Origin of the sequence: Limnohabitans sp. JirII-29 (assembly GCF_003063395.1) — a bacterium.
Lineage (GTDB): Bacteria > Pseudomonadota > Gammaproteobacteria > Burkholderiales > Burkholderiaceae_C > Limnohabitans.
On record NZ_NESB01000006.1, the window covers coordinates 180,403 to 206,242 of the forward strand.

A 25,840-nucleotide genomic window follows, 5' to 3' on the forward strand; every position below is an offset into this window, starting at 1 on the left:
AGCCGTCAACCCAGCGTTGAAGGTGCCGGATAACGCACCTCCACCACCTCAACTTCTTGCACGCCCACGGGCGTGACGAGTTTGACCACATCCCCTTCCCGCGCTTTCAGCAAGGCGCGGGCAATGGGTGAAATCCAACTCACCTGACCTTTGAGACTGTCCGCCTCATCAATGCCCAAAATGGTGACCGTGCGCTCTACATCAGCCTCATCGATGTACGTGACCGTGGCACCAAAAAATACTTGGTCGCTGCCTTGGTGCACGCTCGGATCCGTGACTTCGGCAATTTCAAGGCGCTTGGTCAGAAAGCGGATACGCCGGTCTATTTCACGCAGGCGTTTCTTGCCATAGTGGTAGTCCCCATTTTCAGATCGGTCGCCGTTGCTCGCCGCCCAATGCACAATCTCCACCATGCGCGGGCGTTCGTTGTCCATCAAGTCAAACAGCTCGGCACGCAGTACCGCGTAACCTTGAGGGGTGATGTAATTTTTGCCACCAGCAGGCAGGGGAGGTAAACCGACCTCTTCGTCATCGTCCGAGTCGGTTTCTCGGGTGAATGCTTTGCTCATGCAAGCCTGGGCTCAATGCCAACCAATGACTTGGTAGCCTCGTTCAGCCAGGCATTGCTGGACAAAACGCCGATACAAACTGCTGCCCCCCACCGATTGACCAGCCGCCGTGGCAGCAGCCCCACCAGCGCCAATGGCAGCAGCACCCGCAGCGATGTTCCTGAGGTCTGGTGAGTGGCCTTGAAGCACCGAACCCACGACACCAGCGGTTGCCACCCCTGCGGCACCCGCAGCACCTGCGCGGGCCGCGTCTACTTTGTTGACAGACCCAACCTCAGAGCGTTGTGCCAAATCAGCACATGCTTGGCTGTCTGCCTCTGCTTGCGCAGGGCCTACACGCTGGTAGTGAGCGTTCGGATAGAAAGCAGGCTTGGCAATAGGTGTCGCACAGCCACCAAGCAATAACAACCCGAAGGTAAAACAACTAAAAGCAAGGTGGGTTTTCATGCCCGCAATTTTAGTCTTGCAGCTCAAACCCCAAAGCCATGCGCAACGCGCGGGTACTCTCACCCGTCAGCTGATCCGCCAGTTGCTGGGCGAGTTGCGGCTGCTGGGCATGGGAGGCGATGCCCAAGGTATAGACCGTGGCCAACTCGAATTCTTGAGGAAACAAGCCAATCAAATCGACACCTTGGGTGTAGTTGATTTCGGTCACCTGTGTACCGCCCAACACATGCCCGCTGGCCTTGGCCATCTCGCGCATAGCCGTGGCGCCATTGGGGTAGGTACGAAAACGGTCAGCCAACTCAACATCCAAGCCCAAGGTCGTGAGCACCTTCAAGAAATGAATGCCCGCAGTGGCCAACTTGGGATCAGGGAAATAAATACCTTCAGCGGCACGAAAGGCCGCTTGCAACTCAGCCCGTGTTTTGATCGCAGGATGTGGGGTGCCCGTTTTCACCGCCAATCCGGTTTTGACAACCCCTAGGCGACGTGTGCTGCCCGGTTGCACATGACCCGAAGCGACCAGGCCATCAACCAAGGCTTGGGTCAAGATGACCAGATCACACGGTGCGCCCGCCAATAACTTTTCTTTCATGGCGCCAACGGCGCTGAATGTTCCATGCAAGGTACAGCTGTGTGCGGCTTCGAAGTCCGCCTGCAAAGGCTCGACCAAACCAGCGGCTGCACCACCGCTCAAGATATGCAATTCCATCAATACTCCTTGGATGTGTGTGGGATCAAACGGTGTCCGCTTGATCCATGGCTTTGACAATTTGTTCAGGGGTGATAGGCATCTCGCGCACACGCACGCCCAAGGCGTGGAACACCGCATTGCCAATCGCTGCGGCACAAGGACCGATGGTGGCTTCGCCCGCACCCACGGACGGGTGCTGAGCGTCTGACAACAACTCGACCGAGACTTCTGGGACATCGTTGAAACGCAAAATTGGGTAGCTTTCCCAATCCACACTGAGTACTTGGCTTCGGTCAAACTTGGCCGCCTCCAGCAAGGTCCAGCTGGTGGCTTGGATGGCTCCGCCCTCCAACTGGTTGGAGGCGCCATCGGCATCCACTACATACCCTACGTCAGCGACGATGTAGAGACGCTTCACACGCACTTGTTCAGCCACCTCCACCTCGGCCACCAGTGCGCAATATGCCCCGGTGTTTTTGTAACGGGCGTAAGCCAAGCCTTGGCCCCAGGCGGTGTCTGCGCCTCTTGCTGCATGGGCTTGTTGACGCGCGTCACGGTGTGGCCATTGGGCTTGTTTCGCGACATGATCAAGCACGGCACGCCCGCGCGGGTCTTGCAAATACTGCAAACGAAACGCCAACGGATCTTGGCCTGTGGCATGCGCAAGCTCGTCCATGAACGACTCGGCTGCAAACACATTGGTGTGTGCCCCCAAACCACGCAAGGCTGAGACACGCATGGGCATCTGCATCACGCGGTGGTTGAGCACCTGCAACGCATCAAACTGGTAAGGAGGCACTGCGTTGCGCTCGGAGCCCCCACCGGCGGACATGGCCGCGTTTTCAGCCAGCAGGATAGGAAAGTCAGCATGCTGCAACCAACAGCCCAACAAGGCAGGCGTGGCGTTGCGCCCAGGACGCGTGCCATGGCCTTGACTCCAGACATCGTGCTGCCAAAAGACCACACGATCTTGTGCATCCAGGCCGGCCTGCACGCCCACGCTCATGGCGGGCCCCAAAGGGGACCAAGCCATTTCATCGTGACGGGACCACAGCACACGCACAGGCGCACCCCTTGCAAAGCGGGCCAGCCAAGCAGCGTCAAACGCCACATCATCGGCCCCGTTGTGACCGTAGCAACCCGCGCCTTGCATGTGCTGGATGGTGACTCGTTCAGGGGCGATTGCCAAAGCCAGCGCCAAATCACGGCGTAAATTAAAAATACCTTGTGAATGGCTCCACACGTCCAACGCATCTGCGCGCCACTGAGCGAGCGCACACGAGGGTGACATGGAGCCATGGTGCAAATAAGCACGGACATAGTCAGCCTGCAAGGTTCGAACTGCTGGAGGGCGCGCAACATCGACAGCTGGTGTCGAACTGGCCACCGTGGTGGTCTGCAAAGGGCTGTTGCGCAACCAGTTGCTCAAAGCAGTGGCATCTGGCAACTCAAACGGAATGGACCAAGCGCGCCCCTCTACCAAGGCTTGACGGAGAGCCTCAACCGCTTGGATGGCTTGCACTTCAGTTTGAGCCAGCAGTCCAATTTGACAGCCATCGCGATAAACACCTTGGACACCAGGCAACTGCTGAACTCGGCCACACACCTGCAACCAGATGTCATCGTTCAAACGTGCCTGTAAATTAGGTGGACGCAACATACGCCCGTGCAACATGCCGGGTAACTCAAGGTCTTGCAAGTAATCGGCAGCGGCAAAAAACTTGCGCACCAGATCAGGACGCACAGGCGAGGAACCAGGCGCCAATGTGACGCTGGGCAAACGCTCGGCGGGCAACACCTCAAGGTGCAAATCCACTGCATGGCACAAGTCACCATAGCCACACAGCACCCGCCCCTGGTGCATGAACTGACCGTTGAGCACCTGAATGTCTTGCACCTGCACGGCATATTGCGCAGCCGCTGCCTGGGTGAACAACATCCGGGCGTGACGCGACGCCAGACGAACGGCAATGCCTGAATCCTGAACGGACAAACTGCCCGAAGTGACGGCCTCGTTAGGGCTCAACGCGGTGCTGGCTGCGAGCGCATCAATGCATGACACATCCAGCGCCAGTTCTTGGGCTGCAATTTGCGCCAGCGCATGCAGGATGCCTTGACCAATTTCAACCTTGCCCGACAGCAAGCGCACACGGCCATCGGGTAAGAACTGCAACCATTGCGCAATCTGACGGTTGGTATTGAGACCACCCGGCAAGACCACAGGTTTATCAATGCTTGTGCTCATGTGCCCTCCATGGCCTGGGCAGCTTGACACACAGCACGCACGATGCGGTTGTGTGCGCCACAGCGACACAAATTACCCTGCAAAGCCTCACGCACTTGATCGGGTGTGGGATGCGGGTTGTGCTTGAGCAAAGCGGCCGCCGTCATCAACATGCCACTGCTGCAATAGCCACATTGCGCTGCTTGTTGCTGGCAAAACGCAGCCTGCAACGGATGGGGATTGTCCGCTTGCCCCAAACCTTCCAGCGTCACTACCTGCTTGCCCACCACCGACCACATGGGCGTGCTGCACGCAGGCAGCGCATGGTTGTCAACCATCACATGGCAGGCACCGCACTGCGACAAACCACAGCCAAACCGCGCCGATTTTTGACCACAGCTGTTGCGCAACACATCCAGCAGACTGTCGTTGTCTTGCGCGTCTACGCTTTGAGTGTGGCCATTGAGTTCAAACTGAATCATGGGCATGGCAAGCCCGTTCAGTCGGCTTTGGCACCAGATACTTTGACGATGGTGGCCCACTTGGCCACGTCCTCTGCCAAGTATTTGGTGAAAGCGGGCACAGTCATCGACATCGGCACTGCACCTTGTTTGGCCCACGCTGCTTTCACATCGGGTGAGTTGATGATCTTGTTGACCTCGGTGTTCAGGCGCGTGACGATGGCATCAGGCGTGCCCGCAGGTGCCATCAGCCCCAACCAAATGACCGCCTCATATTTGGCTACGCCCTGCTCACTCACCGTGGGCACTTCAGGCATCACCGAAGAGCGCACACGACCAGTAGTGGCCAGGCCACGGACCTTGCCAGCTTTGATGTTCTCGGCCATCGTGGTCACCGCATCAAACATCATGTCGACTTGACCCGACAACACATCGGTGCGCGCTGCGGCACTGCCTTTGTAGGGAATGTGGGTCATTTGAATATCGGCCATGTGCTTGAACAACTCGCCGGCCATGTGGTACGGCGTGCCGTTGCCTGAGGACGCATAGTTCAACTTGCCCGGGTTGGCTTTGGCCAGCTTGATCAGGTCTTGCAAGGAATTGGCATTCACGGCTGGATTGACCACCAACACCAAGTCGGAATAGTTGACGGGCGCAATCGGTGCAAAGTCTTTCAACAAGTTGAAGGGCTTGTTGGGAATCAAAGACTCGTTGACGGTCTGGGTGTTGGACATCATCAGCAAGGTGTACCCATCCGCAGGCGCTTTGGCTGCGGCATCGGTCCCAATGATGGAGCCTGCACCGGGACGGTTGTCCACCACAAAAGGTTGCCCCATGGCATCTTGCAAACGTTGCGCCATGAAACGCGCGTAGTTGTCCGCCGGCCCACTGGCGGCAAACGGCACGATGATCTTCACAGGACGGTTGGGATAACCCTGCTGTGCTTGTGCAGCAAACGGCACACCCATAGCGGTGGCAGCAAAACAAGCAAGGGTGAACAGACGTTTGAAATGCATGGTGTGATCTCCGTGATTGTTAGGGATGAAGCGCCAAAACTTCAGGCCACATTAGAGGAGATAAAACCAAAAATCGCGGTCACCTAAAGCAATTGGCAACACATCATGAGGGACAAAAGAAAAAGGGTTTGCGTCTTTCGATGCAAACCCTTGTTCAATTTGGTGCGGCTGGCAGGAATCGAACCCACGACCCCTTGGTTCGTAGCCAAGTACTCTATCCAGCTGAGCTACAGCCGCTCTGGAAAGACAGCATTGTATCACAAGAAATTGGTAGGGCGTCACAGACTTGAACTGTGGACCAAAGGATTATGAGTCCTCTGCTCTAACCAACTGAGCTAACGCCCCAAACCAAGTTGAGCATTGTAAATGTGCTGCCACGTATCATCTTTCAATGAAACTTTCACCCCGGTCTATTGGACTCATTGCTGCCATCACCACTGTTCTCATTTGGACATCATTCATCGTGATTGCACGTGCCTCGGCATCGCACAACTTGTTGCCGTTGGACATTGGATTTCTACGCATCTTGGGTGCCAGCACCGTGTTGCTGCCTTGGGGCTGGTGGCTGATGCGCGGGCCTCGACAAACAGGTACGGCCACTTGTTCGTTTCTAGGTCTATCGCCGTTGCCATGGCGCATCACGGCTGCCACGGGCTTGTTTGGCGGACTGCTCTACGCGGTGTTGGCGTACTCAGGGTTTTTCTATGCGCCCGCTTTGCATGCGTCTGTCTTGTTGCCAGGCAGTTTGCCTTTGTGGACATCGTTGCTGGCCATGGTGATTTTGAAAGACCCAATTTCAAAGAATCGTGCCATTGGTTTGGCCTGCATCGTGGTGGGCGATGTATTGGTAGGAGGTGCCAGTTTGCTCAAAGCGTTTGAAGGCGGCGAAGTTTGGAAAGGCGATGTGTTGTTCATGAGTGCCGCCATGTGCTGGGGCATGTACAGCGTGCTGGTGCGTCGCCAAGGCTTGAATGCCATTCACGCCACCATGGCCATCACTGCGTTTGCATGCGTCACGTTTGTGCCAATCTATGGCGTATCCGCATGGATGGGTTGGATACCCAGCCACTTGGCAACTGCCCCGCTGAGCGAGTTGTGGTTTCAGGCCATGTTTCAAGGTGTGGGGTCGGTGGCGATTTCGGGCATCACGTTCAACATGATGATTCGTCACTATGGGCCCGTGCGTTCCACCATGATCACCGCCCTCGTGCCAGGCTTGTCTGCCTTGGGCGCGTTGGCGGTGTTGGGGGAGCCCATGCAACTGAACGTGCTCGCAGGCCTGGCACTGGTGACCTGCGGCATTTTGTTCGGGGTGCGTAAGGCTTAAAACTCCAGCGTCTGCCCTTCGGTCATGGGCACCACTTTGATGGGGCTGCCTTTCATGGCGTCTTGGAACTCTGCCAACGTGCCTTTGGTCAAAGGGTTGGAGTTGTAGTGCATGGGCATGACCATCTTGGGTTGAATCCAGGTGCGGGCGGCAAAAGCAGCGTCCTCTGGGTCCATGGTGAAGTTGCCACCAATCGGCATGAGCACGAGGTCAGGTTTGTAGCGTTCGCTGATGAATTTCATGTCGCCAAACAAACCGGTATCGCCCATATGCCAAATCTTGAAGCCGTTTTCCAGCTCAATGATGTAGCCCACCGCTTCGCCCGCAGGATGCGATTCGTTTTTGCCGGTCGCAGGATTGTTCCAAACGATCAAGGATGAATGTTCAGCAGCCACCGCCGTGACCTTGATGCCAGGCAAAGGTTTGACGCTACCGGTTTTGTTGAACCGATGACCCAAGTTGGCAGGCAATACACCCAGCGTGATCAGCGGTGTGACCATATCAGCGGGGCCATACAACACGGTGTTGTTGAGTTTGGCCAATTCGGGTGCATCGCCTAAATGGTCCACGTGGGCGTGGGTGACCAACAACAGGTCTATCTTGCCCAACGCTGAAAAATCATTTTTGATATTGGCCGGTGTTTTAGGACCGCCCTTGAGCCAGGGGTCAATCACAATGATTTTTCCACCGGGCGACTTGATGCGAAAACCGGCCTGGCCCAACCATAGCATTTCGGTTTTGCCGTTTGACGCAGGGGCAGTTTGAGCCTGTGCGGACATGCCAAACAAAGCCACGGCGGTCAACGCCACGGCACAGTTCAATTTGAGCCAACGCGTGAGTGTCATAAGTACATCTTTCTTAAAGGGTTGCAGAAACCTTGGCATCTTTGGGTAAAAACCGCAATTCAGACAGAGGGTTTCCCGCAATCCATATGGCGAGCAGTTGCACCGGTGACAGCGCTACTTGTGGCTGAGGGCGTTGCTGACCAGCTTGGACGTGATGTCCACAATTTGAATCATGCGGTCGTAGGCCATGCGGGTTGGGCCAATCACGCCCAAGGTTCCCACCACTTGGCCATCCACCTCATAAGGGGCACTGACCACAGAAAGCTCTTCCATCGGAACAATCTGGCTCTCGCCGCCGATGTAGATGCGCACACCTTCGGCTTGGGCCGAGATATCGAGCAAGCGCACCAATTGCGCCTTTTGTTCAAACAAATCAAAGGCGCGGCGCAAATTGCCCATGTCGCTGGAAAAATCGCTGACCGACAAGAGGTTGCGTTCGCCACTGATCACCACATCGTCTTGCACTTGGGTCAAAGCTTCGGTGCTCACTTGCACCGCCGCTTGCATGAGGGTGGCGATCTCTCCACGCAGGGACTCGACTTCCAGCAGCAGCTTTTCACGCACCTGCTCAATGGCCATGCCCGAGAAGTGTTGGTTGAGGTAATTCGAGGCCTCAATCAACTGCGACTGCGTGTAATCAGCCTCTGTGAACAAGACCCGGTTTTGCACATCGCCTTCTGGCGAGACGATGATGACCAAAAAGCGTTTCTCCGACAAACGCAAAAACTCGATGTGACGAAACACCGAACTGCGTCGCGGGGCAATGACCACGCCGACGAAATGAGACAAGTCAGACAGCAAATGCGCGGCGTTGGCGATGACCTTCTGTGGTTGATCCGCCACCAGTTGCGGCGTGTGCAGCTGTTTTCGGTCGGTGGTGAGCATGGTGTCCACAAACAACCGGTAACCACGCGCGGTGGGAATGCGTCCGGCGGAGGTATGCGGGCTGACGATCAAGCCCAAAGACTCCAGGTCAGACATCACATTGCGAATCGTCGCGGGCGACAGTTCAATGCCAGTTGCGCGCGAGAGCGTGCGTGAACCGACGGGCTGCCCGTCGGCGATGTAGCGCTCTACCAGCGCTTTGAGCAGTAACTTGGCGCGATCGTCTAGCATGGTCATTTCTTGTTCGAATTTTAATGATGTAATTTGGCTATGAAATCGAAGTTTCGCCACATCGCACTGCTCGGAAAATACCAACTACCCACGGCGGGCGGTGCCAAGCCATCTACACGGCTGACCCTGGAGAGCATTGCACAGTTTCTGCACGCGCAGAACTGTGAAGTTGTTCTGGAGCACGACACCGCTGCCAACACCGGATTGTCGGGCTACCCAGTGATGGATGTACGAGGCATTGGCACACACTGCGATTTGGCCTTGGTGGTGGGAGGTGACGGCACCATGCTGGGTTATGGAAGACAACTGGCCCAGTACCAAGTGCCCTTGATTGGCATCAACCAAGGACGACTGGGATTCATCACCGACATTCCGCTGAACGCCTTTGCCGACACCTTGCAAGCCATGCTGCGCGGTGAATACGAAGAAGACAACCGCGCCATGATGCACGCCAAGGTCTGGCGCGATGGGCATTGTGTGTTTGACGCCCTGGCCCTCAACGACGTGGTGGTCAACCGTGGTGCCACCTCGGGCATGGTGGAGATGCGGGTGGAAGTGGATGGCCACTTTGTGGCCAATCAACGCGCCGATGGCTTGATCATTGCCACACCGACGGGCTCAACCGCTTACTCGCTGTCAGCAGGGGGCCCCTTGCTGCACCCCTCTTTGCCGGCCTGGGTGATGGTGCCAATTGCGCCACACACCCTCTCCAACCGCCCCATCGTGCTGGCAGACCCCGGAGAGATCGTGATCGACCTCGTGGCCGGGCGCGATGCCAGTGCCAACTTTGACATGCAATCGTTGGCCTCTTTGTTGATTGGGGACCGCATCACCGTGCGTCGCTCGCAACACAAGGCGCGCTTTTTGCACCCCAAGGGTTGGAGCTACTTTGACACCTTGCGTAAAAAACTGCACTGGAACGAGGGCGTGGCATGAGCTTGCAGCACATCGTTTTGCGCGACTTTGTGATCGTGCGGGAACTCGACCTGAACCTGTCGAGTGGCTTCACAGCGCTGACGGGTGAAACCGGTGCGGGCAAATCCATTTTGATTGACGCCTTGCAGTTGGTCCTGGGCGCGCGTGCTGACGCCAGCGTGGTGCGCGAAGGCGCTGCACGGGCTGAGATTTGTGCGGAGTTTGATGTCAACACGGATCTACACAGTTGGCTTCACGAAGAAGGCTTTGACGCTGACAGTGCACCCGCCGACAGCTTGTTGCTCAAGCGCACCATCGACGCACAAGGCAAAAGCCGCGCCTGGATAAACGGCAGCCCAGCCACTGCCACCCAGTTGCGGGCCTTGGGCGACAAAGTGCTCGACATCCACGGCCAGCACGCCTGGCAAAGCCTGACCCGCCCCGACGCAGTGCGGGGCTTGCTCGACGCCTACGCGGGTGTGAGCTTAGGGCCATTGGGTCAGTTATGGAGCACGTGGCGACGCAGCGTGCAAGCACTGCAAGATGCACGCAACGCACAACACACACTGCAAGAAGAACGTGAACGCCTGCTTTGGCAAATGACTGAAGTCGACAAACTCTCGCCTGGCAGCGACGAGTGGGACGAGCTCAACACGCAGCACACGCGCTTGTCCAACGCGCAAGCCCTGATGGACGCGACCAGCGCTGCAATAGCCGCACTGGAAGATGAAGACAACGGTGCCTTGCACCAACTGGCGCGCGCACAAGATGTGCTGCAAGACCAAGCCAGCGTGGAGGCTGAATTTGCCAACTGGGTCGATGTGCTGGCGTCTAGCCTGGCGCAAGCCGCCGATGTGGCGCACTCCTTGCACAGCTACTTGGGACATACCGAGCTGGACCCTCAGCGTTTGCACAGCCTGGATGAACGAATGTCATTGTGGATGTCACTGGCGCGCCGCTTCAAACGCACACCGCAGGAGCTCCCCGCCCTTTACCAAGAATGGCGCACACGGCTGTCGCAACTCGATGCCGCCACCGACTTGGGCGCTTTAGAAGCCACACAGGCACAGGCCGCTGTGGCTTACCAGGCACAGGCACGTGTGGTGTCACAAGCCCGCGCCAAAGCAGCACCCAAACTGGCCACCGCCATCACACAGGCCATGCAGGGGTTGGGCATGCAAGGCGGACGTTTTGAAGTACAGCTCGACAAGACCGACCAACCCACAGCCAGTGGCTTGGAAAACGTGCAGTTCTTGGTGGCGGGTCACCCCGGGACCACGCCACGCCCGGTGGGCAAAGTGGCCTCAGGTGGCGAGCTGTCTCGCATTGCGTTGGCGATTGCGGTCACCACCAGCCAGCTGGGCAGTGCACAAACCTTGATCTTTGATGAAGTCGATTCTGGCGTGGGCGGGGCCGTGGCAGAAACCGTGGGTCGTCTGATGCAGCAACTCGGTCGTGACCGCCAAGTCATGGCTGTCACCCATTTGCCCCAGGTCGCGGCTTGTGCAGATCACCATCTGGTGGTCTCGAAACACAGCGATGTACAAGGCACGGCCAGCCAAGTGACCCGACTGGAAGACGACAAACGCGTCGCCGAAATTGCCCGCATGCTGGGAGGGGAGAAAGTGTCAGAGACCACCCTCGCCCACGCCCGAGAAATGTTGCACAGACCCGCCCTGAAAAAAGTTCGCAGCGCATGAACCAAGAAATTGTTCTGATCACAGGCATGTCCGGCTCGGGCAAGTCGGTGGCTTTGCACGCGCTGGAAGACGCGGGCTATTACTGCGTCGACAACCTGCCGCCCGAGTTGTTGCTGCCGTTCGTCAAGCTTGAACAGCAGCAACGCGCCAACAAAGTGGCCATTGCCATGGACGTGCGCAGTGCCGGCTCGCTGCCCTTGGTGATGCCGCAACTCAGCCATCTGCGTGCCTTGGATGTGAATGTGCGCCCCCTCTTTTTGGACGCCAGCACAGAGGTGTTGGTGCACCGGTTTTCAGAAACTCGCCGTCGTCATCCGCTGTCGCAGCAAGAAGACTCCAACACCGTGCCTGACCAGCAACGTGACTTGATTGAAGCCATTGAGTTAGAGCGTCAATTGCTGGCTGACTTGCGTGAAGCCTCGCACATCATTGACACCAGCTTGTTGCGCAACACCAAGTTGCAGGCCTACATCAAATCACTGGTGTCAGCACCTGCCACGCAGCTGACCTTGATGTTCGAGTCATTTGCATTCAAACGCGGCATTCCCTTGCATGCTGACTATGTGTTCGATGTGCGCATGCTGCCCAACCCACACTACGAACCCGAGTTGCGTCCTCTGACAGGACGCGATGAGCCCGTGGCTCAGTGGCTCAAGCAACACCCACCGGTTGACAAAATGGCGGTGGATATTTCTGCGTTCTTGACCTCGTGGCTACCCCAGCTGAACCAAGACCACCGCAGCTATGTGACAGTGGCGATCGGATGCACAGGCGGGCAACACCGTTCGGTGTATCTGGTGGAGCGCCTGAGCCAGCAATTCACCCAAGACTGGGTCACGCTCAAGCGTCATCGCGAATTGGACATCATGGGTTTGTGAGGAGTTTTCGCACAGGGGCTGGCAAGCCCAAACTGGGCCATGCATCGCCCGCCAGCCACTGCCCATGCCCCAAGGCCTGAGCGCTTGGCAACACCAAACGCACCGGGTGAAGGTGCAGGTCTTTGTGGGTCAGCACATGCTTGAACATGCCCTCCTCTTGCAAGTGCGCGCGTTGACGCTTGGGCACTGCCGCTTGCAAGTCCGCCAAAGTGGCGAACATGGGCAAGGCATACAAACCGGCCCACACTCCTGTGTGTGGCCGTTGTTCCAGCAACACCTCACCCGCAGACGTTTGCGCCAGCAACAACCACCACGACTCTGCACTTCGTTTGAGTTTGCGCGTTTTGACCGGATAACGCTCGGGCGCGCCCTCTGCCGCTGCCACGCATTGCGCTTGAACGGGACATTGGGAGCACCTCGGCTGCTTGGGCGTGCACAAGGTCGCGCCCATGTCCATCACACCTTGGGTATAGCGCGGCATGGCGCGTGCTACATCTCGTGTTGGCAACATGGTTTGCGCAATCTCCCACAACGCACGCTCATGGCGAGAAGAGGCCAAGTCATCCTTGAAACCCAACACACGCGTCAGCACCCGCTTGACATTGCCATCCAAGATGGCAATGGGTTCGCCAAAGCACAACGAAGCCACCGCTGCCGCCGTCGAGCGGCCAATGCCCGGCAAGGTTTGCAAAGCTTCTGAACTGCGAGGAAACACGCCGCCGTGCAAAGCCACCACGGCTTGCGCTGCCTTGTGCATGTTGCGGGCGCGGCTGTAGTAGCCCAAACCGCTCCACAGGCCCAGCACATCGTCTAAGGGCGCTGCGGCCAAATCGGCAACCGTGGGAAAGCATTGCAAAAACCGTGCGAAATAGTCACGCACCGTGCTGACCTGAGTTTGTTGCAACATGATTTCAGACAACCAAACCGCATAAGGGTCTTGCGTGTTTTGCCACGGCAAGTCGTGTCGTCCATGCTTTTTTTGCCAAGCCACCACGGCCTCGGCAAAGCCCATGTGTCGTTGAGTCATCAGGTCAGGCTTTCTGGCAGGTGGGGCAGTAATAGGTCGAGCGTTGACCTTGGCGCAACTGGCGAATCGGGGTCGCGCACACACGGCAGGGCTCGCCTGCACGGCCATACACCATGGCCTCTAATTGGAAATAGCCCTGCTGACCGTCGGCGCTGGAGAAGTCTCGCAATGTGCTGCCACCTTTGAGAACCGCTCGGGCCAACACATCCACAATGGCTGCACGTAATTTCTCAGCACGTGGCCGGCTGACCCGATCCGCCCGCAACGTGGGACGAATACCGGCCAAAAATAAGGCCTCAGACGCATAGATATTGCCCACCCCAACCACCACATCACCGCCCAACAAGACCTGCTTGATGGCGGATCGGCGTTGCCGCAAGCCATGGTGAAAAGCATCCAGGTCGAATTGCCCGTCCAAGGGCTCTATACCCAAATGCCCCAACAACTTGATCGCTTGTGGACTGGTTTCACTTTCTGCATACACCACAGCCCCAAAGCGACGCGGATCGTTCAGACGCAACAAACCCTGGTCAGTGTCCAAATCAAAGTGGTCATGGGTCCCTGGTGGACTGCGATCTTGACTGAACCTCAAACTGCCAGACATGCCCAAGTGCCACAGCAGCAAGCCCTGGTCCAAATCGACCAATAAATACTTGCCACGACGACGCACACCCAGCACCTGCCTGTTCAGCAATGACTGCGGTACACACCCCAAGGGCCAACGCAAGGCTTTGCCCACACGCACACCCGTGATGCGGGCTTGCGCAATGCGATCGGCAAAACTCAATCGGGTAACTTCAACCTCGGGTAATTCGGGCATGGTGCAGACGTCAAAAATCAGTCAGCGATTATGATGCCCCTATGAAATTGCCCTTGTTTTCAGCCCCTATCCAGGCTTGGCGTTTGGTCTTGCTGCTCAGCATTGCAGGGGGGTGGCCTGCCTGGGGTCACGCGCAAACCGATGACGCACCAGAAAAGGTGGAGAACTCAGCGCTCACTGGCGAGCTGCTGTATGAAATTTTGCTGGGTGAACTCAACTTGCGCCAAGGTGAACCTGGGGCGGGATTTTCTTTGTTGCTTGATGCTGCACGTCGATCCAACGACACGCAGCTCTACAGCCGTGCTGTCGACATAGCACTACAAGCCCGCTCAGGCGATGGCGCTTTGATGGCTGCGCGCGCTTGGGCGCAGGCTTATCCGAAAGACAGAACAGCCAACAACCATGTGTTGCAAATCTTGCTGGCACTCAATCAAACCGCTGAGAGCTTGGAGCCGCTGAAAAAAGAAATTGCGTTGGCCCCACTGCCTGAGCGAGCAGTCGTGATCAGTCTGATCCCTCGACACTACAACCGGGTGACTGAGAAAAAACTGGCCACAGAAGTGGTACACAAGGCGCTCGAACCTTACCTGCAAGCCAATACAACAGGAGGCGCCGCCTGGACCAGCCTAGGAAGAATGCGCTTGGCGAGCCAGGATCTGACAGGTGCACTGGAAGCTGCCCAGAAGGGACTGGCCATCGACCCACAGTCCATCGGCCCTGCCCTGCTGGGCCTAGAACTGATGGGTCGTCAAGTCAAAGAAGCCCAGGCCTTGGTCATACAAGCCATGCGCCAGCAAGACACGCCCGAACTGGCGATGAACTATGCGCGCGTGTTGATTGAATTGCAGCGTTATGCAGACGCACAAGTTGTGTTGCAAGACGTCACGAGCCGATACCCACAGCAAGCTGAAGCATGGTTGGTATTGGGTTCGCTGCAATTTGAACAAGGCCAAGACAAACAAGCAGAAGCTTCCTTGGCACGCTACGTCAACATGGTCAAACAAGACTCGGGAGAAGACGCTGTACGCGGCATCACCCAAGCACAGACACGACGTGCAACACTTTTGGCACGTCAAGGCAAGCTCAATGAGGCACGCCAATTGCTGGCCCAACTACCCGCCAACAACACCCAAGAAAGAAACAACCGTTTGTTGGCAGAAGTGCAGTTATTGCGTGACCAGCGTCAATGGCAAGCGGCCTTTGACGTGCTGGCGAATGCTCAATCAAATGCACCCGAGTTGCTGTACGAACAAGCCATGCTGGCTGAAAAGCTCAACCGCCTCGACGAGATGGAGCAACTGCTGCGTGCCGTCATTGCCAAAGCACCGTCGTACTACAACGCCTACAACGCACTGGGGTTTTCGTTGGCCGATCGCAAAATTCGACTGCAAGAGGCCAAGCAACTCATCATCAAAGCACTGACTTTTGCACCTGACGATCCATTCATCACCGACAGTTTGGGCTGGGTCGAATTCCGTCTAGGCGACTTGCCCAGCGCGCTCAACTATCTGCAAAAAGCCTATAACGACCGTGCCGACGCAGAGATTGCCGCGCATTTGGGCGAGGTGCTGTGGCAAATGGGCCAACGCGATGAAGCACGCAAAATTTGGCGTGAAGGCATCAAGTCAGCGCCCGACAACGAGACTTTGCAAGAAACACTGCAACGCCTCAAACCTGAGCTTTGAGGGGTAACCGGTGTCTCGAAAGACATGGCTACTTTTGGCCGCTTTGGCCACTTGTCTATGGCTCGCTGCCTGCGCAAGCCCCCAGCGCATGATGCCGCGTGACCCGCTCACCCTCAGCCCGACGCAGCCCGAATGGCAAGGTCGCTTGAGCGTAGTCGTTCACAACAGCCCACCTCAATCGATGAGCGCAAGTTTTTTATTACGCGGCAACGCCTCGCATGGCGCGCTCGATTTGTACTCGCCATTGGGTACCACCGTAGCTGCCGTGCGCTGGGCTCCAGGCTCGGTGATATGGCTGCATGGCAATGAGCAGCAAGCCTTCGAGTCTATGGACGCTTTGACCGAACAAGCCACTGGCGCCGCACTGCCTGTGCCAACCTTGTTTGATTGGTTGCAAGGCACACCGTCAACAACACCTGGCTGGCAAGCTGACCTATCCGCCCTTGAGCAAGGCCTCCTCGTTGCACGGCGTACAACCCCCTCGCCCGAAGTGGTGCTGCGCCTGAAAATCGACTGATTGCTGTTGCACCATGCGCACCCTGACCGACGTTTTAGCACCTGCCAAACTGAACCTGTTTTTGCACATCACGGGACAACGTCCAGATGGCTACCACCTGCTGCAATCGGCCTTCATGCTGATCGACTGGTGCGACACACTCCACTTCGAGCGCTTGGACCGCTCAGTGATTCAACGCGAAGACCTGACCACCCCACTTCCCCCCGACGACTTGATCACGCGGGCAGCACGCAGCTTGCAAGCAGCCAGTCAGACATCATTTGGGGCACACATTGCCGTGGAGAAATCTATCCCTGCACAAGCGGGCATGGGGGGTGGGTCGTCAGATGCCGCCAGCACACTGCTAGCTCTAAATCGCTTGTGGGGCTTGAATTGGCCGCTGTCTAAACTTTTACCTCTAGGGCTTGCACTCGGTGCCGATGTGCCATTTTTCTTGCACGGCCACAACGCTTGGGTGGAAGGCATTGGCGAGCAAATTACACCGATTGAATTACCGCCGAGACAGTTTGTCGTGATCAAACCCGACGCGGGCTTGGAGACAGCGCGAATTTTTCGTGATCCGAACTTGGAGAGGCGTACAGAAGCTGCTACAATTTCGGTCTTCGCTGTTCATCCTTTCGACTTTGGTCGAAACGACTTGCAGCCAGTGGCTCAGGCGCTGTGCCCAGAAATTGACCAAGCCCTTCAATGGCTAGGTTCTTTTGGATTAAGCCCACGCATGACCGGATCTGGCAGTGCAGTTTTTGCGCAGTTGCCCGAAGGTGTGTTGCTTCCTGAGCCACCCTCTTCATGGCAAATGCGGGTGTGCAGCAACATGGCAATTCATCCATTGGCTGGTTGGGTTGTCAGCGACAATTAACGGTTGGTAGCTGCAAAGCTGCTGACCTGTGTAGGGGAGTCGCCAAGTTGGTTAAGGCACCGGATTTTGATTCCGGCATGCGAAGGTTCGAGTCCTTCTTCCCCTGCCAAAGATTGCAAGTGACGGCACTTTGGCGTCATACATCTTGAAGCGAAAGTCACCGTCATCATGTCGACCCCTACTCCCGACTTCATGGTCTTTACCGGCAACGCCAATCCAACGATGGCAGCCGAAATTGCCAAACACCTTGGTATCGACCTGGGAGCTGCCAATGTGGGCCGCTTCTCTGACGGCGAAGTCACCGTTGAAATCAATCAAAACGTACGTGCCCGCGATGTCTTCGTGGTGCAAAGCACGTGCGCACCCACCAATGAAAGTTTGATGGAATTGCTGATCATGGTGGACGCCTTGAAGCGCGCCTCCGCAGAACGCATCAGCGCTGTCATCCCTTATTTTGGTTATGCACGTCAAGACCGACGTCCACGCTCTAGCCGTGTGCCAATTTCTGCCAAGATGGTGGCTGACTTGCTGCAAACCGTAGGTGTAGCGCGTGTGCTGACCATGGATTTGCATGCCGACCAGATTCAAGGCTTCTTCGACATCCCGGTTGACAACATTTATGCATCCCCCGTGCTCCTGGGTGATTTGCGCCTGAAGAACTACGACGACTTGATCGTGGTCTCCCCCGATGTGGGTGGTGTGGTGCGTGCCCGTGCATTGGCCAAGCAGTTGGGATGCGACTTGGCCATCATCGACAAACGTCGCCCCAAGGCCAACGTTTCTGAGGTGATGAACGTCATTGGTGATATCGAGGGCCGCAACTGCGTGATCATGGACGACATGATCGACACCGCCGGCACCTTGGTCAAAGCTGCCGAGGTCTTGAAAGAGCGTGGCGCCAAAAAAGTTTACGCCTACTGCACGCACCCTATTTTTTCGGGTCCCGCCATCGAACGCATTGCCAAAGGCGATGCCCTCGATGAAGTGGTGGTCACCAACACCATCCCGCTCAGCGAAGCTGGGCGTGCTTGCAAGAAAATCCGCCAACTCTCGGTGGCACCGCTGATCGCAGAAACGATCCAGCGCATTGCCAAAGGCGAGTCGGTGATGAGTTTGTTCTCCGACCAAGACCAGCTGTTCTAAACAGACTGATTGCGCGTCGTCGAACATTGTCCTGGGCTGCTTGTCAGCCCTTTTTGAAACTGGAGCCACACTGGTCGCGGTGGGCTCTCACTGGAGTGAAACTATGAAATTCGTCGCTTTTGAGCGCAGCAAGCAGGGAACGGGTGCGAGCCGCCGTCTGCGTATCACCGGTCGTACACCTGGCATCGTCTATGGTGGCACCACTGAGCCTTTGTTGATTGAGCTCGACCACAACGCTTTGTGGCACGCCCTCAAGAAAGAAGCCTTCCACGCTTCTGTCTTGGAAATGGAACTCAACGGGAAGAACACCGAAGTGCTGTTGCGCGACGTGCAATACCACCCGTTCAAGCAACTCGTGTTGCACATCGACTTCCAACGCATCGATGCCAACACCAAAATGAACAAGAAAGTGCCTTTGCACTACAGTGGTGAAGAAAACTCCCCTGCAGCCAAAGTGGACCAGTGCTTGATCAACCACGTGGCCACCGAACTGGAAGTGTCTTGCTTGCCCAAAGACCTGCCCGAGTTCATCGCTGTGAACCTGAGCGGCTTGACCAAAGGTCACTCGCTGCACCTCAACGACATCAAACTGCCTGCTGGCGTGTCCGCTGTGACCAAAGGCAAAGCCAACCCCGTGTTGGTGGCCGTGGTGGCGACCAAGGCTGACGAGCCGACCCCCGCAGAAGCCGCGGCTGCCGCTGCTGGCAAGAAGTAATCTTCTTGGTCTGTCTGCTAACGGCCCACCTCGGTGGGCCGTTTTTCATTGGAAAGCACCCCGGATAATCAGCCTCCATGATCAAGCTCTTAGTTGGCCTAGGAAATCCAGGCCCCGAATACGAAGCAACACGCCACAACGCGGGCTTTTGGTGGATTGACACCATCGCGCGCGACCTGAAGGTGCACATGCAACCTGACCGCGCCTACCACGGCCTGGTCGCACGAACCGCGATTCACGGCCACAACATTTGGCTGCTTGAGCCCCAAACGTTCATGAACGTGTCGGGTAAATCGGTGGCAGCACTGGCTAGGTTTTTCAAAATTCAGCCCAACGAGATTTTGGTTGCGCACGACGAGTTGGACATTCAACCCGGCGAAGCCAAACTCAAACTCGGGGGCAGCCATGCTGGGCACAATGGCTTGCGAGATATCCATGCGCAACTCGGCACAGACCAGTACTGGCGACTGCGCATCGGCATCGGTCATCCGGGGGTGAAATCAGAAGTTGCCAATTGGGTACTGAAAAAACCAGCGCCCGATCAACGCAGTGCCATCGAAGACTGCGTGATGCGAACTTCCTTGGCACTGCCACATTTGCTATCGGGTGACATGGTCAAAGCCACACAAATGGTCCATACCGCCAAGCCGCCCCGGCCCAAACCTCCCAGGCCGGCCACGCTGGCCAAGCCAGAGGAGACACGGCATGTCACACCACCATCCACGACGTCTGATACCGACTCAAAGTAGAGGCATCACAAGCAGTTGCCTGATTGCAGCCACGTTGCTGTGGCTCATACCACCTGTAACACGCGCACAGACCGTCTACCGTTGTGGTGACCAGTACAGCGCCACGGCCTTGTGCCAAAACAGCACAGCCCCCGCAGTGCAAGACACGCGCAATGCGGAGCAAACCAAAGCGCAAGAACGTTTGACACTGCAAACACAGCGCGAGGCGCAAGCCTTGGAGAAAAACCGCCTCCAATCCGAGCGCCGAGCATCTGTCCATTCGCCAGCAGTCACTCCCGCTTGGCCACAAGACAGCGCACTCCCCCAATCATCAGGCACAGCACCAGATACGTTGGCACCACCTCATCACGCACACAGCCAGAAGGTCAACCCTTACTTCACCGCAAAAGATGGCAGCACCCACTCAAACAGTGGCAAGGCGAAGCAACCCGTCAAGAAAAAAACCAGCTCAGACACGGCACAAAAACCGTGATGTAGTTCAGGCCTTGGGCGAACCGTCTGGCGGAGACAGGATTGGCACAGCAGGCGGTGAAGCAGACGTCATCAACAAACGAAACTTGGCCATCAACGCATCTCGACCCTCCACCCGTTGCGGGTTGACGGGGATACAAGCCACCGGACACACCTGAACACACTGAGGTTCGTCGAAGTGGCCCACACACTCGGTGCATTTGTCGGGGTTGATTTCGTAAATCTCTGGCCCCAAAAAGATCGCCTCATTCGGGCACTCGGGTTCACACACATCGCAGTTGATGCATTCGTCGGTGATCATCAAGGCCATGGCAACATCCAGTTGGGGTCAAAAGCTAAAACCCGATTATCCCAGTCCCAGGCCACACCCCCCATACAACCGTACCCACAAAGCGGTTGTTAGTCGACTCAAACTTTCAGTTGCGCAGGGCGATACACCGGTTGGGGCGGCATGCCATGCAAATGCGCAGTGTCAGCCCAGGTGTGAATATGCAAACCGCTCGCCCAAGCCACCTGGTTCCAGCCAGCATTAGGTATGTCACACGCGCGCGGACCATGCAAGGACAGCGCCTGCGCGTTGCGCCACACCATGTCGAGCACACCACCGTGCGTCACCACCACCAAGTGCTCGCCAGAGTACTGTTGGGCCAAACGCTGCAAAGCAGACACCACCCGGTCATGGAACACCTGAGTGCTTTCGGCCCCCGTCACCGCGTAGTTGGCATCGAAGTCCAACCAGCGCTGCCATGCCTCAGGATGCTGCACTTTGATTTCTGGCACACGCAAACCCTCAAAGCTGCCAAAGCACTGCTCGCGCAAACCAATCTCCAAGAAGAGCTCACAGCCCAAGACTTGCGCCACAGGTTCGGCGGTTTGTTGCGCCCGCAGCAAATCGCTGCTGATCACACGTGTCGGCACGTGGCCCTGTTCAGCCCAAGCAACGAGTGACTGCTGCACACGCTCTTGCAAACGCTGGGCTTGGGCCTGGCCCATGGCATTGAGTGGCACATCCACTTGGCCCTGGAACCGAAGCTCTTTGTTCCAGTCTGTCTCACCATGTCGAATGAGTAAAAAGTCGGTCATACCCCAGCACGCCACATCATGCAGCCGCCGCTTTCTTCGCCATCAAACGCGTATAGACCGCGGGTGACACCAAATCGCTGGCATCGCCCTCTCCGCCCAGCTGAGAAATTTCACGCACAAAGGTGCTCGAAATGAATTGGTACTGTGCGCTTGGCGTGAGAAATACCGTCTCCACATCCGGCATGAGTTGGCGGTTCATGCCCGCGAGTTGGAACTCGTAGTCAAAGTCGGTCACGGCACGCACACCGCGCACCATGACATGCGCCTGATGGGTACGTACAAAATCACGCACCAAACCACTGAACGGCTCCACCGTGACTTGAGGATAGGCAACCATCACCTCACGCGCCATCGCCATGCGTTCGTCCAAATTGAACAAGGTTTTTTTGTGATGCCCCGCCGCCACCGCCAAGATCACTCGATCAAACAAATGCGTTGCTCGCACCAAGATGTCTTCATGCCCCAAAGTGATGGGATCAAACGTGCCGGGATAAACGGCAATCACGGGCTTTTTGGCCATGGACACTCCTGCAAATTCAACTTGAAAGGGATTATGCAATTCGCTGCAACAAGTGGGCATGTACCGTGCCTGCCTTGAGGTGACGGTAGGCCGTCAGGCCCAACACAGCCAAGGCCTCATCACTCCAACGCGCGGGCGCCTCTAGGTACACAAAGCCGTCGGCCTTCACGGCCTGGGCTGCAGCTTGCAACGCGGCATCAAACAAACCGCTGTCAAACGGAGGGTCGATGAACACCAGGTCCACGCTCGACGCGCCCAGTTGCTTCAAACACGCCACGCCATCGCCTCGCTGCACCTGAACCGCACTGGCCTTCAGGCGCGCCACCTGGGTGTTGAGCTGCATCACCAACCCAGCATCACTTTCGCACAGTTGCACATGGGCAGCACCTCGGGAGGCAGCCTCTAACCCCAAAGCCCCCGTGCCAGCAAACGCATCCACACAACGCCAGCCCAACAGGGATTGGCCGAGCCAGTTGAACAAGGTTTCACGCACGCGGTCTGGCGTGGGTCGTAAACCTGGCTTCAAAGCCACAGGCAGCTTGGTACGACGCCATTCACCGCCGATGATGCGAACCTCGCCAGCGCCTTTGGGTAATTTGGGAGAAGGGGTAGTGGGTTTCATAGAATGGCTTGATTCTAGAAACCCCCACCCATGTTTAGCTTTTTCAAGAAAAAAATCAGTGCTCCGTCTGTGGCGGACACGCCTTCAGCAACGCACGCAGAAAATACGTCCGCACCGACAGCAACCGCCTCACCGCGCCCACGTCAAAGCTGGATGGCACGTCTGGGCCAAGGCTTGCGCCGCACGGGTCAAAGCATCAGCACGGTATTCACCGGCACGCAAATCGACGATGCGCTCTACGAAGAACTGGAAGCTGCCTTGCTGATGGCCGACGCTGGCGTGCAGGCCACCCAGTACTTGCTGGCCGATTTGAAGCAGCGTGTCAAAGACAGCCGCACCACAGACCCCTCACAAGTCAAAGCCTTGCTGGCAGCATCGATTGCCCAACTGCTCAAACCACTGGAAAAGTCCTTGGTCATTGGTGCACACAAACCCACCGTGATCATGGTGGCTGGCGTCAACGGCGCGGGCAAAACCACCTCCATCGGCAAACTCACTCGCCACCTGAGCGACAGCGGTGCCTCCGTGCTGCTGGCAGCAGCCGACACCTTCCGCGCAGCCGCCAAAGAACAACTCGGTGTGTGGGCAGACCGCAACCAAGTGGAAATCGTCAGCCAGGCTGGCGGCGACCCCGCCGCGGTGAGCTTTGACGCTGTCACCGCAGGCAAAGCACGTGGCAGAGATGTGGTGCTGGTCGACACGGCAGGACGCTTGCCAACGCAACTGCACCTGATGCAAGAGCTCAGCAAAATCAAACGCGTGGTGCAAAAAGCAGATGCCACAGCCCCCCACGAAGTGTTGCTGGTGATTGACGGCAACACCGGGCAAAACGCCCTCGCGCAAGTCAAAGCCTTTGACGAAGCACTGGGATTGACAGGACTGATCGTCACCAAACTCGACGGCACCGCCAAAGGCGGCGTACTGGCCGCCATTGCCTTGTGGAGCCAAAGCCGCAGTGCTGCGGGTGGCACACCGGTGCCGGTGTATTTCATTGGTGTGGGCGAATCGGTGCAAGACCTTGAGACGTTCAATGCGCAGGAATTTGCCGATGCCTTGCTCGGTTAAGTCTCAGCGATAAATTTGATCGCATGCTGCAAAAAATCATCCTCATCGTGCGCAACCGTCCAAGGTTGAGTTTTTGCATCGCGTTAGGGGTGATGAGCTTGGTGCTGTTCCCGAGCGAGTGGGCCTTGCATTGGATCACCCGGCTGACCCTGGCCTGGAATGTCGGGGCCTTGCTTTACTTGGTGCTAGCTTTGCACATGATGTTCGGCTCCAGCCACGAACGCATGCGCACCCGAGCCCTGCAACAAGACGAAGGTCGTCTCATCTTGCTGGGCATGGTGGTCATGTCAGCGCTGACTTGCCTGGCTGCCATCGTGGCCGAATTGGCATTGGCCAAAACCGCACAAGGCACCCTGCGCTATGCCCACATCGGCTTGGCGGCATTGACCATGGTGTCCTCATGGGGCTTCACACAAATCATGTTCGCGCTGCATTACGCCCACGACTACTACGTGGGGGAAATCAAAAACCAAACAGGTGGGTTGGATTTTCCAGGCGGCCACGCCCCCGATTACGGAGATTTTTTGTACCTTGCCTGCGTCATTGGCACCTCAGGTCAAACTGCAGACGTGAGCTTCACCAGCCGTGCGCAACGCCGTGTGGGCTTGCTCCACTGCGTGTTGGCCTTCTTCTTCAACACCACCGTGGTGGCCTTGATGATCAACATGGCCTCAGCCTTGCTCTAGGGCTTGCCATCTCGGCAAAAAACTCAAGCCAACTTCAGCACAGACAGCGACTTGCCCATGAAAGTAAAGCGCTCCACCACGACTGGGTAGCGTTCAAACACATCGGAAGTCTTGCAAAATCCGACCGAGAAAAACACCGTGTTTTTGGCGTTGGCATCCAATCCTTCGAGATGACCGTTCAACACCGGGACATCTTCAAGCGCCACACCAGATTGCCAATTTTCAACTGGCTCATGCAGATCAAAGTTCTGAGCCAACTTGTAAAACAAAGGCTCCAACTTGTAGTCGGCGTCTCCGAATTTGATCAAGATGATCTTGTCAAAGTCCGTCAACAACTCTTCGAGAATGGCCCACGCCTCGCTGGTTTTTTTGGCGTAAAAAATCCGATCATTCTCGCGGTGCAGCGAAATTTTGTGCCGTGACTCCATCACCTTCAACAGCAACTCACGGGCGTACACCGATCGACGCAAAGACTCCATGAAGGCCACAGCCACGCCAGTCACCACGGCGAAGTTGAGAGAAGTAATCAAATCTTTGTGTGAGATTTGATCAAACGTCCCATAAGGCGGCACAAAAAAGTAATTGCCCAGCCCAATGCTGACCAAGATTGAAAAGACAGAAAATTTATAACCGTACAAATATTGAATTAACAAACATCCCACGATGAAAAAGTGAAATACTGCATAGGGTTCTATGTAGGGATGCAACACGTAGCGAATCACAAACGCCACCAGTGTGATGAAGCAAGCCCCCAAGAACGCCTGTTCCTGAGAAAACTTCACCCAATTTTTTGAATTTTTGATTTCCATGAGTCAATCCGCGATCGCATCAAACGGCATTTACCTTCCAGGCGGGCCGCACTGCGTCTTGATGTTACATGGGCTGGGTGCCAGCTCGGTCGAATTGGCGCGCATGGCCAAAGACTTGCACCAGCAAGGCTTCTCGGTGGTGGTACCCGACATCACTGGGTATTGTTTTGGCACCCCTGGACAAGCCTGGGAGGCTTGGGTGGAGCAAGCCCAAAACCATCTGTGGGAATTGCGCAAGCAATACACCACGGTCTCCGTGGTTGGCGTCTCCATGGGCGCCACGTTGGCCATGGTGTTGGCACAACGAGAAAACATCCATGCCCTGGTGCTGTTGTCGACCGCACTGTCCTATGACGGCTGGGCCATGCCCTGGTATCGGTTCTTGCTGGATTGGGCCGCGTGGCTGCCTTTTGCCAACCGCTACACCTATGAGGAAGAAGAACCCTATGGCGTGAAAAACGAGGAGATGCGCGCCATGGTCAAACGCGCCATGAAGTCTGCCCATATCTCTGAAAGTGGTTCTGATATTTTGACCATGCACTACATCACAGAAGGACGCAAGCTCATCAAAGAAGCGCTCAAACATGTACCTGATGTGGACGCACCTGTGTTGTTCTTTCATGCGGTCGACGATGAGACCGTTCATATCCGCAATGCTGAACGGGCTTATCGCCATGTGTCATCCAGCCAGAAAGACTTCATTTACTTGGGCGACAGCTACCACATGATCACGGTCGACAACGAACGCGAAACAGTGAGCTTAGAGACCGCGCGCTTTTTAAAGAAAACGGTCAACGAGTTTTTGAATGAACCCGCCTTTGAAGTGCCCACCGTGCAATCGCCCGAACTGCGCCGGGCACTCAGAAAGCGCGCGTGAACG

Annotated in this window: 29 protein-coding genes and 3 tRNA genes; 15 read left to right on the top strand and 17 right to left on the bottom strand. The window is 56.6% G+C overall.

Annotation, left to right across the window (positions count from 1 at the left end; genetic code table 11):
- Positions 1-5: 5 nt before the first annotated feature.
- From greB to B9Z39_RS11395, 8 genes are all read right to left on the bottom strand, one after another.
- On the bottom strand, positions 6-569 hold the full coding sequence (gene greB / locus B9Z39_RS11360) for a transcription elongation factor GreB (RefSeq protein WP_100143857.1): 564 nt from the start codon (positions 567-569) through the stop codon (positions 6-8).
- 12 nt (positions 570-581) lie between these two features.
- A complete protein-coding gene (locus B9Z39_RS11365; RefSeq protein WP_146183327.1) occupies positions 582-860 on the bottom strand; it encodes a hypothetical protein in 279 nt (92 codons plus the stop codon).
- A 166-nt stretch (positions 861-1,026) separates the two neighbouring features.
- Complete coding sequence (locus B9Z39_RS11370; protein WP_233202438.1) at positions 1,027-1,725, bottom strand: substrate-binding domain-containing protein; 699 nt, start codon at positions 1,723-1,725, stop codon at positions 1,027-1,029.
- Positions 1,726-1,750: 25 nt separating this feature from the next.
- On the bottom strand, positions 1,751-3,952 hold the full coding sequence (locus B9Z39_RS11375; protein WP_108301813.1) for a xanthine dehydrogenase family protein molybdopterin-binding subunit: 2,202 nt from the start codon (positions 3,950-3,952) through the stop codon (positions 1,751-1,753).
- Positions 3,949-4,419: a (2Fe-2S)-binding protein gene (locus B9Z39_RS11380; RefSeq protein ID WP_108301814.1), complete on the bottom strand. Its 471-nt coding sequence runs from the start codon at positions 4,417-4,419 to the stop codon at positions 3,949-3,951. The genes B9Z39_RS11375 and B9Z39_RS11380 overlap by 4 nt, the downstream gene beginning before the upstream one ends.
- Positions 4,420-4,430: 11 nt before the next feature.
- A complete protein-coding gene (locus B9Z39_RS11385) occupies positions 4,431-5,408 on the bottom strand; it encodes a tripartite tricarboxylate transporter substrate binding protein (RefSeq protein WP_108301815.1) in 978 nt (325 codons plus the stop codon).
- A 160-nt stretch (positions 5,409-5,568) separates the two neighbouring features.
- A tRNA-Arg gene (locus tag B9Z39_RS11390) sits at positions 5,569-5,645 on the bottom strand.
- Between the two features lie 31 nt (positions 5,646-5,676).
- Positions 5,677-5,753, bottom strand: a tRNA-Ile gene (locus B9Z39_RS11395).
- A 46-nt stretch (positions 5,754-5,799) separates the two neighbouring features.
- On the opposite strand from B9Z39_RS11395, the gene B9Z39_RS11400 reads away from it, so the two are divergent.
- Positions 5,800-6,735 (top strand): DMT family transporter, encoded by a 936-nt coding sequence (locus tag B9Z39_RS11400; RefSeq protein ID WP_108301816.1) that lies wholly within the window; start codon positions 5,800-5,802, stop codon positions 6,733-6,735.
- Here B9Z39_RS11400 and B9Z39_RS11405 read toward each other — a convergent pair.
- Entirely contained in the window at positions 6,732-7,514 is a 783-nt protein-coding gene (locus tag B9Z39_RS11405) for a metal-dependent hydrolase (RefSeq protein WP_369908129.1), read from the bottom strand. The two genes, B9Z39_RS11400 and B9Z39_RS11405, sit on opposite strands and share 4 nt — an antisense overlap.
- A 180-nt stretch (positions 7,515-7,694) precedes the next feature.
- Positions 7,695-8,696 (bottom strand): heat-inducible transcriptional repressor HrcA, encoded by a 1,002-nt coding sequence (hrcA, locus tag B9Z39_RS11410; protein ID WP_100145023.1) that lies wholly within the window; start codon positions 8,694-8,696, stop codon positions 7,695-7,697.
- A 39-nt stretch (positions 8,697-8,735) separates the two neighbouring features.
- On the opposite strand from hrcA, the gene B9Z39_RS11415 reads away from it, so the two are divergent.
- From B9Z39_RS11415 to rapZ, 3 genes are read left to right on the top strand one after another with little or no spacing between them, the layout of a single operon-like run.
- On the top strand, positions 8,736-9,632 hold the full coding sequence (locus B9Z39_RS11415; protein WP_108301818.1) for an NAD kinase: 897 nt from the start codon (positions 8,736-8,738) through the stop codon (positions 9,630-9,632).
- Complete coding sequence (gene recN / locus B9Z39_RS11420; protein WP_108301819.1) at positions 9,629-11,311, top strand: DNA repair protein RecN; 1,683 nt, start codon at positions 9,629-9,631, stop codon at positions 11,309-11,311. Before B9Z39_RS11415 ends, recN begins: the two co-directional genes overlap by 4 nt.
- A complete protein-coding gene (gene rapZ / locus B9Z39_RS11425) occupies positions 11,308-12,189 on the top strand; it encodes an RNase adapter RapZ (protein WP_100143835.1) in 882 nt (293 codons plus the stop codon). The genes recN and rapZ overlap by 4 nt, the downstream gene beginning before the upstream one ends.
- On the opposite strand, the gene mutY is transcribed toward rapZ, so the two are convergent.
- Both mutY and mutM read right to left on the bottom strand, forming a co-directional pair.
- Positions 12,176-13,216 (bottom strand): A/G-specific adenine glycosylase, encoded by a 1,041-nt coding sequence (mutY, locus tag B9Z39_RS11430; RefSeq protein WP_108301820.1) that lies wholly within the window; start codon positions 13,214-13,216, stop codon positions 12,176-12,178. The two genes, rapZ and mutY, sit on opposite strands and share 14 nt — an antisense overlap.
- A gap of 4 nt (positions 13,217-13,220) precedes the next feature.
- On the bottom strand, positions 13,221-14,036 hold the full coding sequence (mutM, locus tag B9Z39_RS11435; RefSeq protein ID WP_108301821.1) for a bifunctional DNA-formamidopyrimidine glycosylase/DNA-(apurinic or apyrimidinic site) lyase: 816 nt from the start codon (positions 14,034-14,036) through the stop codon (positions 13,221-13,223).
- 41 nt (positions 14,037-14,077) lie between these two features.
- On the opposite strand from mutM, the gene B9Z39_RS11440 reads away from it, so the two are divergent.
- From B9Z39_RS11440 to B9Z39_RS11475, 8 genes are all read left to right on the top strand, one after another.
- On the top strand, positions 14,078-15,721 hold the full coding sequence (locus tag B9Z39_RS11440) for a tetratricopeptide repeat protein (RefSeq protein WP_108301822.1): 1,644 nt from the start codon (positions 14,078-14,080) through the stop codon (positions 15,719-15,721).
- Positions 15,722-15,809: 88 nt separating this feature from the next.
- Positions 15,810-16,238 (top strand): lipoprotein insertase outer membrane protein LolB, encoded by a 429-nt coding sequence (locus B9Z39_RS11445; RefSeq protein WP_108301823.1) that lies wholly within the window; start codon positions 15,810-15,812, stop codon positions 16,236-16,238.
- A gap of 13 nt (positions 16,239-16,251) precedes the next feature.
- The gene (gene ispE / locus B9Z39_RS11450; RefSeq protein WP_108301824.1) at positions 16,252-17,097 is read left to right on the top strand and encodes a 4-(cytidine 5'-diphospho)-2-C-methyl-D-erythritol kinase; all 846 of its coding nucleotides are present in this window, start codon (positions 16,252-16,254) and stop codon (positions 17,095-17,097) included.
- A 32-nt stretch (positions 17,098-17,129) separates the two neighbouring features.
- Positions 17,130-17,206, top strand: a tRNA-Gln gene (locus tag B9Z39_RS11455).
- A 59-nt stretch (positions 17,207-17,265) separates the two neighbouring features.
- Positions 17,266-18,240 carry a ribose-phosphate pyrophosphokinase gene (locus B9Z39_RS11460; protein WP_100145021.1) on the top strand — a complete coding sequence of 325 codons (975 nt, stop codon included), beginning with the start codon at positions 17,266-17,268 and terminating at the stop codon, positions 18,238-18,240.
- A gap of 103 nt (positions 18,241-18,343) precedes the next feature.
- On the top strand, positions 18,344-18,955 hold the full coding sequence (locus B9Z39_RS11465; RefSeq protein ID WP_108301825.1) for a 50S ribosomal protein L25/general stress protein Ctc: 612 nt from the start codon (positions 18,344-18,346) through the stop codon (positions 18,953-18,955).
- A gap of 77 nt (positions 18,956-19,032) precedes the next feature.
- A complete protein-coding gene (gene pth / locus B9Z39_RS11470; protein WP_100143821.1) occupies positions 19,033-19,704 on the top strand; it encodes an aminoacyl-tRNA hydrolase in 672 nt (223 codons plus the stop codon).
- Entirely contained in the window at positions 19,661-20,176 is a 516-nt protein-coding gene (locus tag B9Z39_RS11475) for a hypothetical protein (protein WP_143474120.1), read from the top strand. The genes pth and B9Z39_RS11475 overlap by 44 nt, the downstream gene beginning before the upstream one ends.
- 6 nt (positions 20,177-20,182) lie before the next feature.
- On the opposite strand, the gene B9Z39_RS11480 is transcribed toward B9Z39_RS11475, so the two are convergent.
- The 4 genes from B9Z39_RS11480 to rsmD all read right to left on the bottom strand — a co-directional run bounded on the left by B9Z39_RS11480 (position 20,183) and on the right by rsmD (position 22,400).
- Positions 20,183-20,485, bottom strand: a complete 303-nt coding sequence (locus tag B9Z39_RS11480) for a YfhL family 4Fe-4S dicluster ferredoxin (protein WP_100143817.1) — start codon at positions 20,483-20,485, stop codon at positions 20,183-20,185.
- Positions 20,486-20,583: 98 nt separating this feature from the next.
- Positions 20,584-21,258 carry a histidine phosphatase family protein gene (locus B9Z39_RS11485; RefSeq protein WP_100145019.1) on the bottom strand — a complete coding sequence of 225 codons (675 nt, stop codon included), beginning with the start codon at positions 21,256-21,258 and terminating at the stop codon, positions 20,584-20,586.
- Between the two features lie 16 nt (positions 21,259-21,274).
- On the bottom strand, positions 21,275-21,778 hold the full coding sequence (gene coaD, locus B9Z39_RS11490) for a pantetheine-phosphate adenylyltransferase (RefSeq protein ID WP_100143815.1): 504 nt from the start codon (positions 21,776-21,778) through the stop codon (positions 21,275-21,277).
- 31 nt (positions 21,779-21,809) lie between these two features.
- Entirely contained in the window at positions 21,810-22,400 is a 591-nt protein-coding gene (gene rsmD / locus B9Z39_RS11495) for a 16S rRNA (guanine(966)-N(2))-methyltransferase RsmD (RefSeq protein ID WP_100143812.1), read from the bottom strand.
- Between the two features lie 30 nt (positions 22,401-22,430).
- Between rsmD and ftsY the strand changes: the two genes are divergently transcribed.
- Both ftsY and B9Z39_RS11505 read left to right on the top strand, forming a co-directional pair.
- Complete coding sequence (ftsY, locus tag B9Z39_RS11500; RefSeq protein WP_108301826.1) at positions 22,431-23,465, top strand: signal recognition particle-docking protein FtsY; 1,035 nt, start codon at positions 22,431-22,433, stop codon at positions 23,463-23,465.
- A 23-nt stretch (positions 23,466-23,488) separates the two neighbouring features.
- The gene (locus B9Z39_RS11505; RefSeq protein ID WP_108301827.1) at positions 23,489-24,151 is read left to right on the top strand and encodes a DUF1345 domain-containing protein; all 663 of its coding nucleotides are present in this window, start codon (positions 23,489-23,491) and stop codon (positions 24,149-24,151) included.
- A 23-nt stretch (positions 24,152-24,174) separates the two neighbouring features.
- Here the strand turns inward: B9Z39_RS11505 and B9Z39_RS11510 are convergent, their stop codons facing one another.
- Entirely contained in the window at positions 24,175-24,933 is a 759-nt protein-coding gene (locus B9Z39_RS11510; RefSeq protein ID WP_158236098.1) for a DUF4118 domain-containing protein, read from the bottom strand.
- A 25-nt stretch (positions 24,934-24,958) separates the two neighbouring features.
- On the opposite strand from B9Z39_RS11510, the gene B9Z39_RS11515 reads away from it, so the two are divergent.
- A complete protein-coding gene (locus B9Z39_RS11515) occupies positions 24,959-25,837 on the top strand; it encodes a carboxylesterase (RefSeq protein WP_108301828.1) in 879 nt (292 codons plus the stop codon).
- Positions 25,838-25,840: the final 3 nt, after the last annotated feature.

What these genes read in the sequence shown, in the direction of transcription:
- greB (WP_100143857.1), bottom strand. Translation starts at nt 569, where the DNA reads ATGAGCAAAGCATTCACCCGAGAAACCGACTCGGACGATGACGAAGAG.
- B9Z39_RS11370 (WP_233202438.1), bottom strand. Translation starts at nt 1,725, where the DNA reads ATGGAATTGCATATCTTGAGCGGTGGTGCAGCCGCTGGTTTGGTCGAG.
- B9Z39_RS11375 (WP_108301813.1), bottom strand. Translation starts at nt 3,952, where the DNA reads ATGAGCACAAGCATTGATAAACCTGTGGTCTTGCCGGGTGGTCTCAAT.
- B9Z39_RS11380 (WP_108301814.1), bottom strand. Translation starts at nt 4,419, where the DNA reads ATGCCCATGATTCAGTTTGAACTCAATGGCCACACTCAAAGCGTAGAC.
- B9Z39_RS11385 (WP_108301815.1), bottom strand. Translation starts at nt 5,408, where the DNA reads ATGCATTTCAAACGTCTGTTCACCCTTGCTTGTTTTGCTGCCACCGCT.
- B9Z39_RS11400 (WP_108301816.1), top strand. Translation starts at nt 5,800, where the DNA reads ATGAAACTTTCACCCCGGTCTATTGGACTCATTGCTGCCATCACCACT.
- B9Z39_RS11405 (WP_369908129.1), bottom strand. Translation starts at nt 7,514, where the DNA reads ATGTCCGCACAGGCTCAAACTGCCCCTGCGTCAAACGGCAAAACCGAA.
- hrcA (WP_100145023.1), bottom strand. Translation starts at nt 8,696, where the DNA reads ATGCTAGACGATCGCGCCAAGTTACTGCTCAAAGCGCTGGTAGAGCGC.
- B9Z39_RS11415 (WP_108301818.1), top strand. Translation starts at nt 8,736, where the DNA reads ATGAAATCGAAGTTTCGCCACATCGCACTGCTCGGAAAATACCAACTA.
- recN (WP_108301819.1), top strand. Translation starts at nt 9,629, where the DNA reads ATGAGCTTGCAGCACATCGTTTTGCGCGACTTTGTGATCGTGCGGGAA.
- rapZ (WP_100143835.1), top strand. Translation starts at nt 11,308, where the DNA reads ATGAACCAAGAAATTGTTCTGATCACAGGCATGTCCGGCTCGGGCAAG.
- mutY (WP_108301820.1), bottom strand. Translation starts at nt 13,216, where the DNA reads ATGACTCAACGACACATGGGCTTTGCCGAGGCCGTGGTGGCTTGGCAA.
- mutM (WP_108301821.1), bottom strand. Translation starts at nt 14,036, where the DNA reads ATGCCCGAATTACCCGAGGTTGAAGTTACCCGATTGAGTTTTGCCGAT.
- B9Z39_RS11440 (WP_108301822.1), top strand. Translation starts at nt 14,078, where the DNA reads ATGAAATTGCCCTTGTTTTCAGCCCCTATCCAGGCTTGGCGTTTGGTC.
- B9Z39_RS11445 (WP_108301823.1), top strand. Translation starts at nt 15,810, where the DNA reads ATGATGCCGCGTGACCCGCTCACCCTCAGCCCGACGCAGCCCGAATGG.
- ispE (WP_108301824.1), top strand. Translation starts at nt 16,252, where the DNA reads ATGCGCACCCTGACCGACGTTTTAGCACCTGCCAAACTGAACCTGTTT.
- B9Z39_RS11460 (WP_100145021.1), top strand. Translation starts at nt 17,266, where the DNA reads ATGTCGACCCCTACTCCCGACTTCATGGTCTTTACCGGCAACGCCAAT.
- B9Z39_RS11465 (WP_108301825.1), top strand. Translation starts at nt 18,344, where the DNA reads ATGAAATTCGTCGCTTTTGAGCGCAGCAAGCAGGGAACGGGTGCGAGC.
- pth (WP_100143821.1), top strand. Translation starts at nt 19,033, where the DNA reads ATGATCAAGCTCTTAGTTGGCCTAGGAAATCCAGGCCCCGAATACGAA.
- B9Z39_RS11475 (WP_143474120.1), top strand. Translation starts at nt 19,661, where the DNA reads ATGTCACACCACCATCCACGACGTCTGATACCGACTCAAAGTAGAGGC.
- B9Z39_RS11480 (WP_100143817.1), bottom strand. Translation starts at nt 20,485, where the DNA reads ATGGCCTTGATGATCACCGACGAATGCATCAACTGCGATGTGTGTGAA.
- B9Z39_RS11485 (WP_100145019.1), bottom strand. Translation starts at nt 21,258, where the DNA reads ATGACCGACTTTTTACTCATTCGACATGGTGAGACAGACTGGAACAAA.
- coaD (WP_100143815.1), bottom strand. Translation starts at nt 21,778, where the DNA reads ATGGCCAAAAAGCCCGTGATTGCCGTTTATCCCGGCACGTTTGATCCC.
- rsmD (WP_100143812.1), bottom strand. Translation starts at nt 22,400, where the DNA reads ATGAAACCCACTACCCCTTCTCCCAAATTACCCAAAGGCGCTGGCGAG.
- ftsY (WP_108301826.1), top strand. Translation starts at nt 22,431, where the DNA reads ATGTTTAGCTTTTTCAAGAAAAAAATCAGTGCTCCGTCTGTGGCGGAC.
- B9Z39_RS11505 (WP_108301827.1), top strand. Translation starts at nt 23,489, where the DNA reads ATGCTGCAAAAAATCATCCTCATCGTGCGCAACCGTCCAAGGTTGAGT.
- B9Z39_RS11515 (WP_108301828.1), top strand. Translation starts at nt 24,959, where the DNA reads ATGAGTCAATCCGCGATCGCATCAAACGGCATTTACCTTCCAGGCGGG.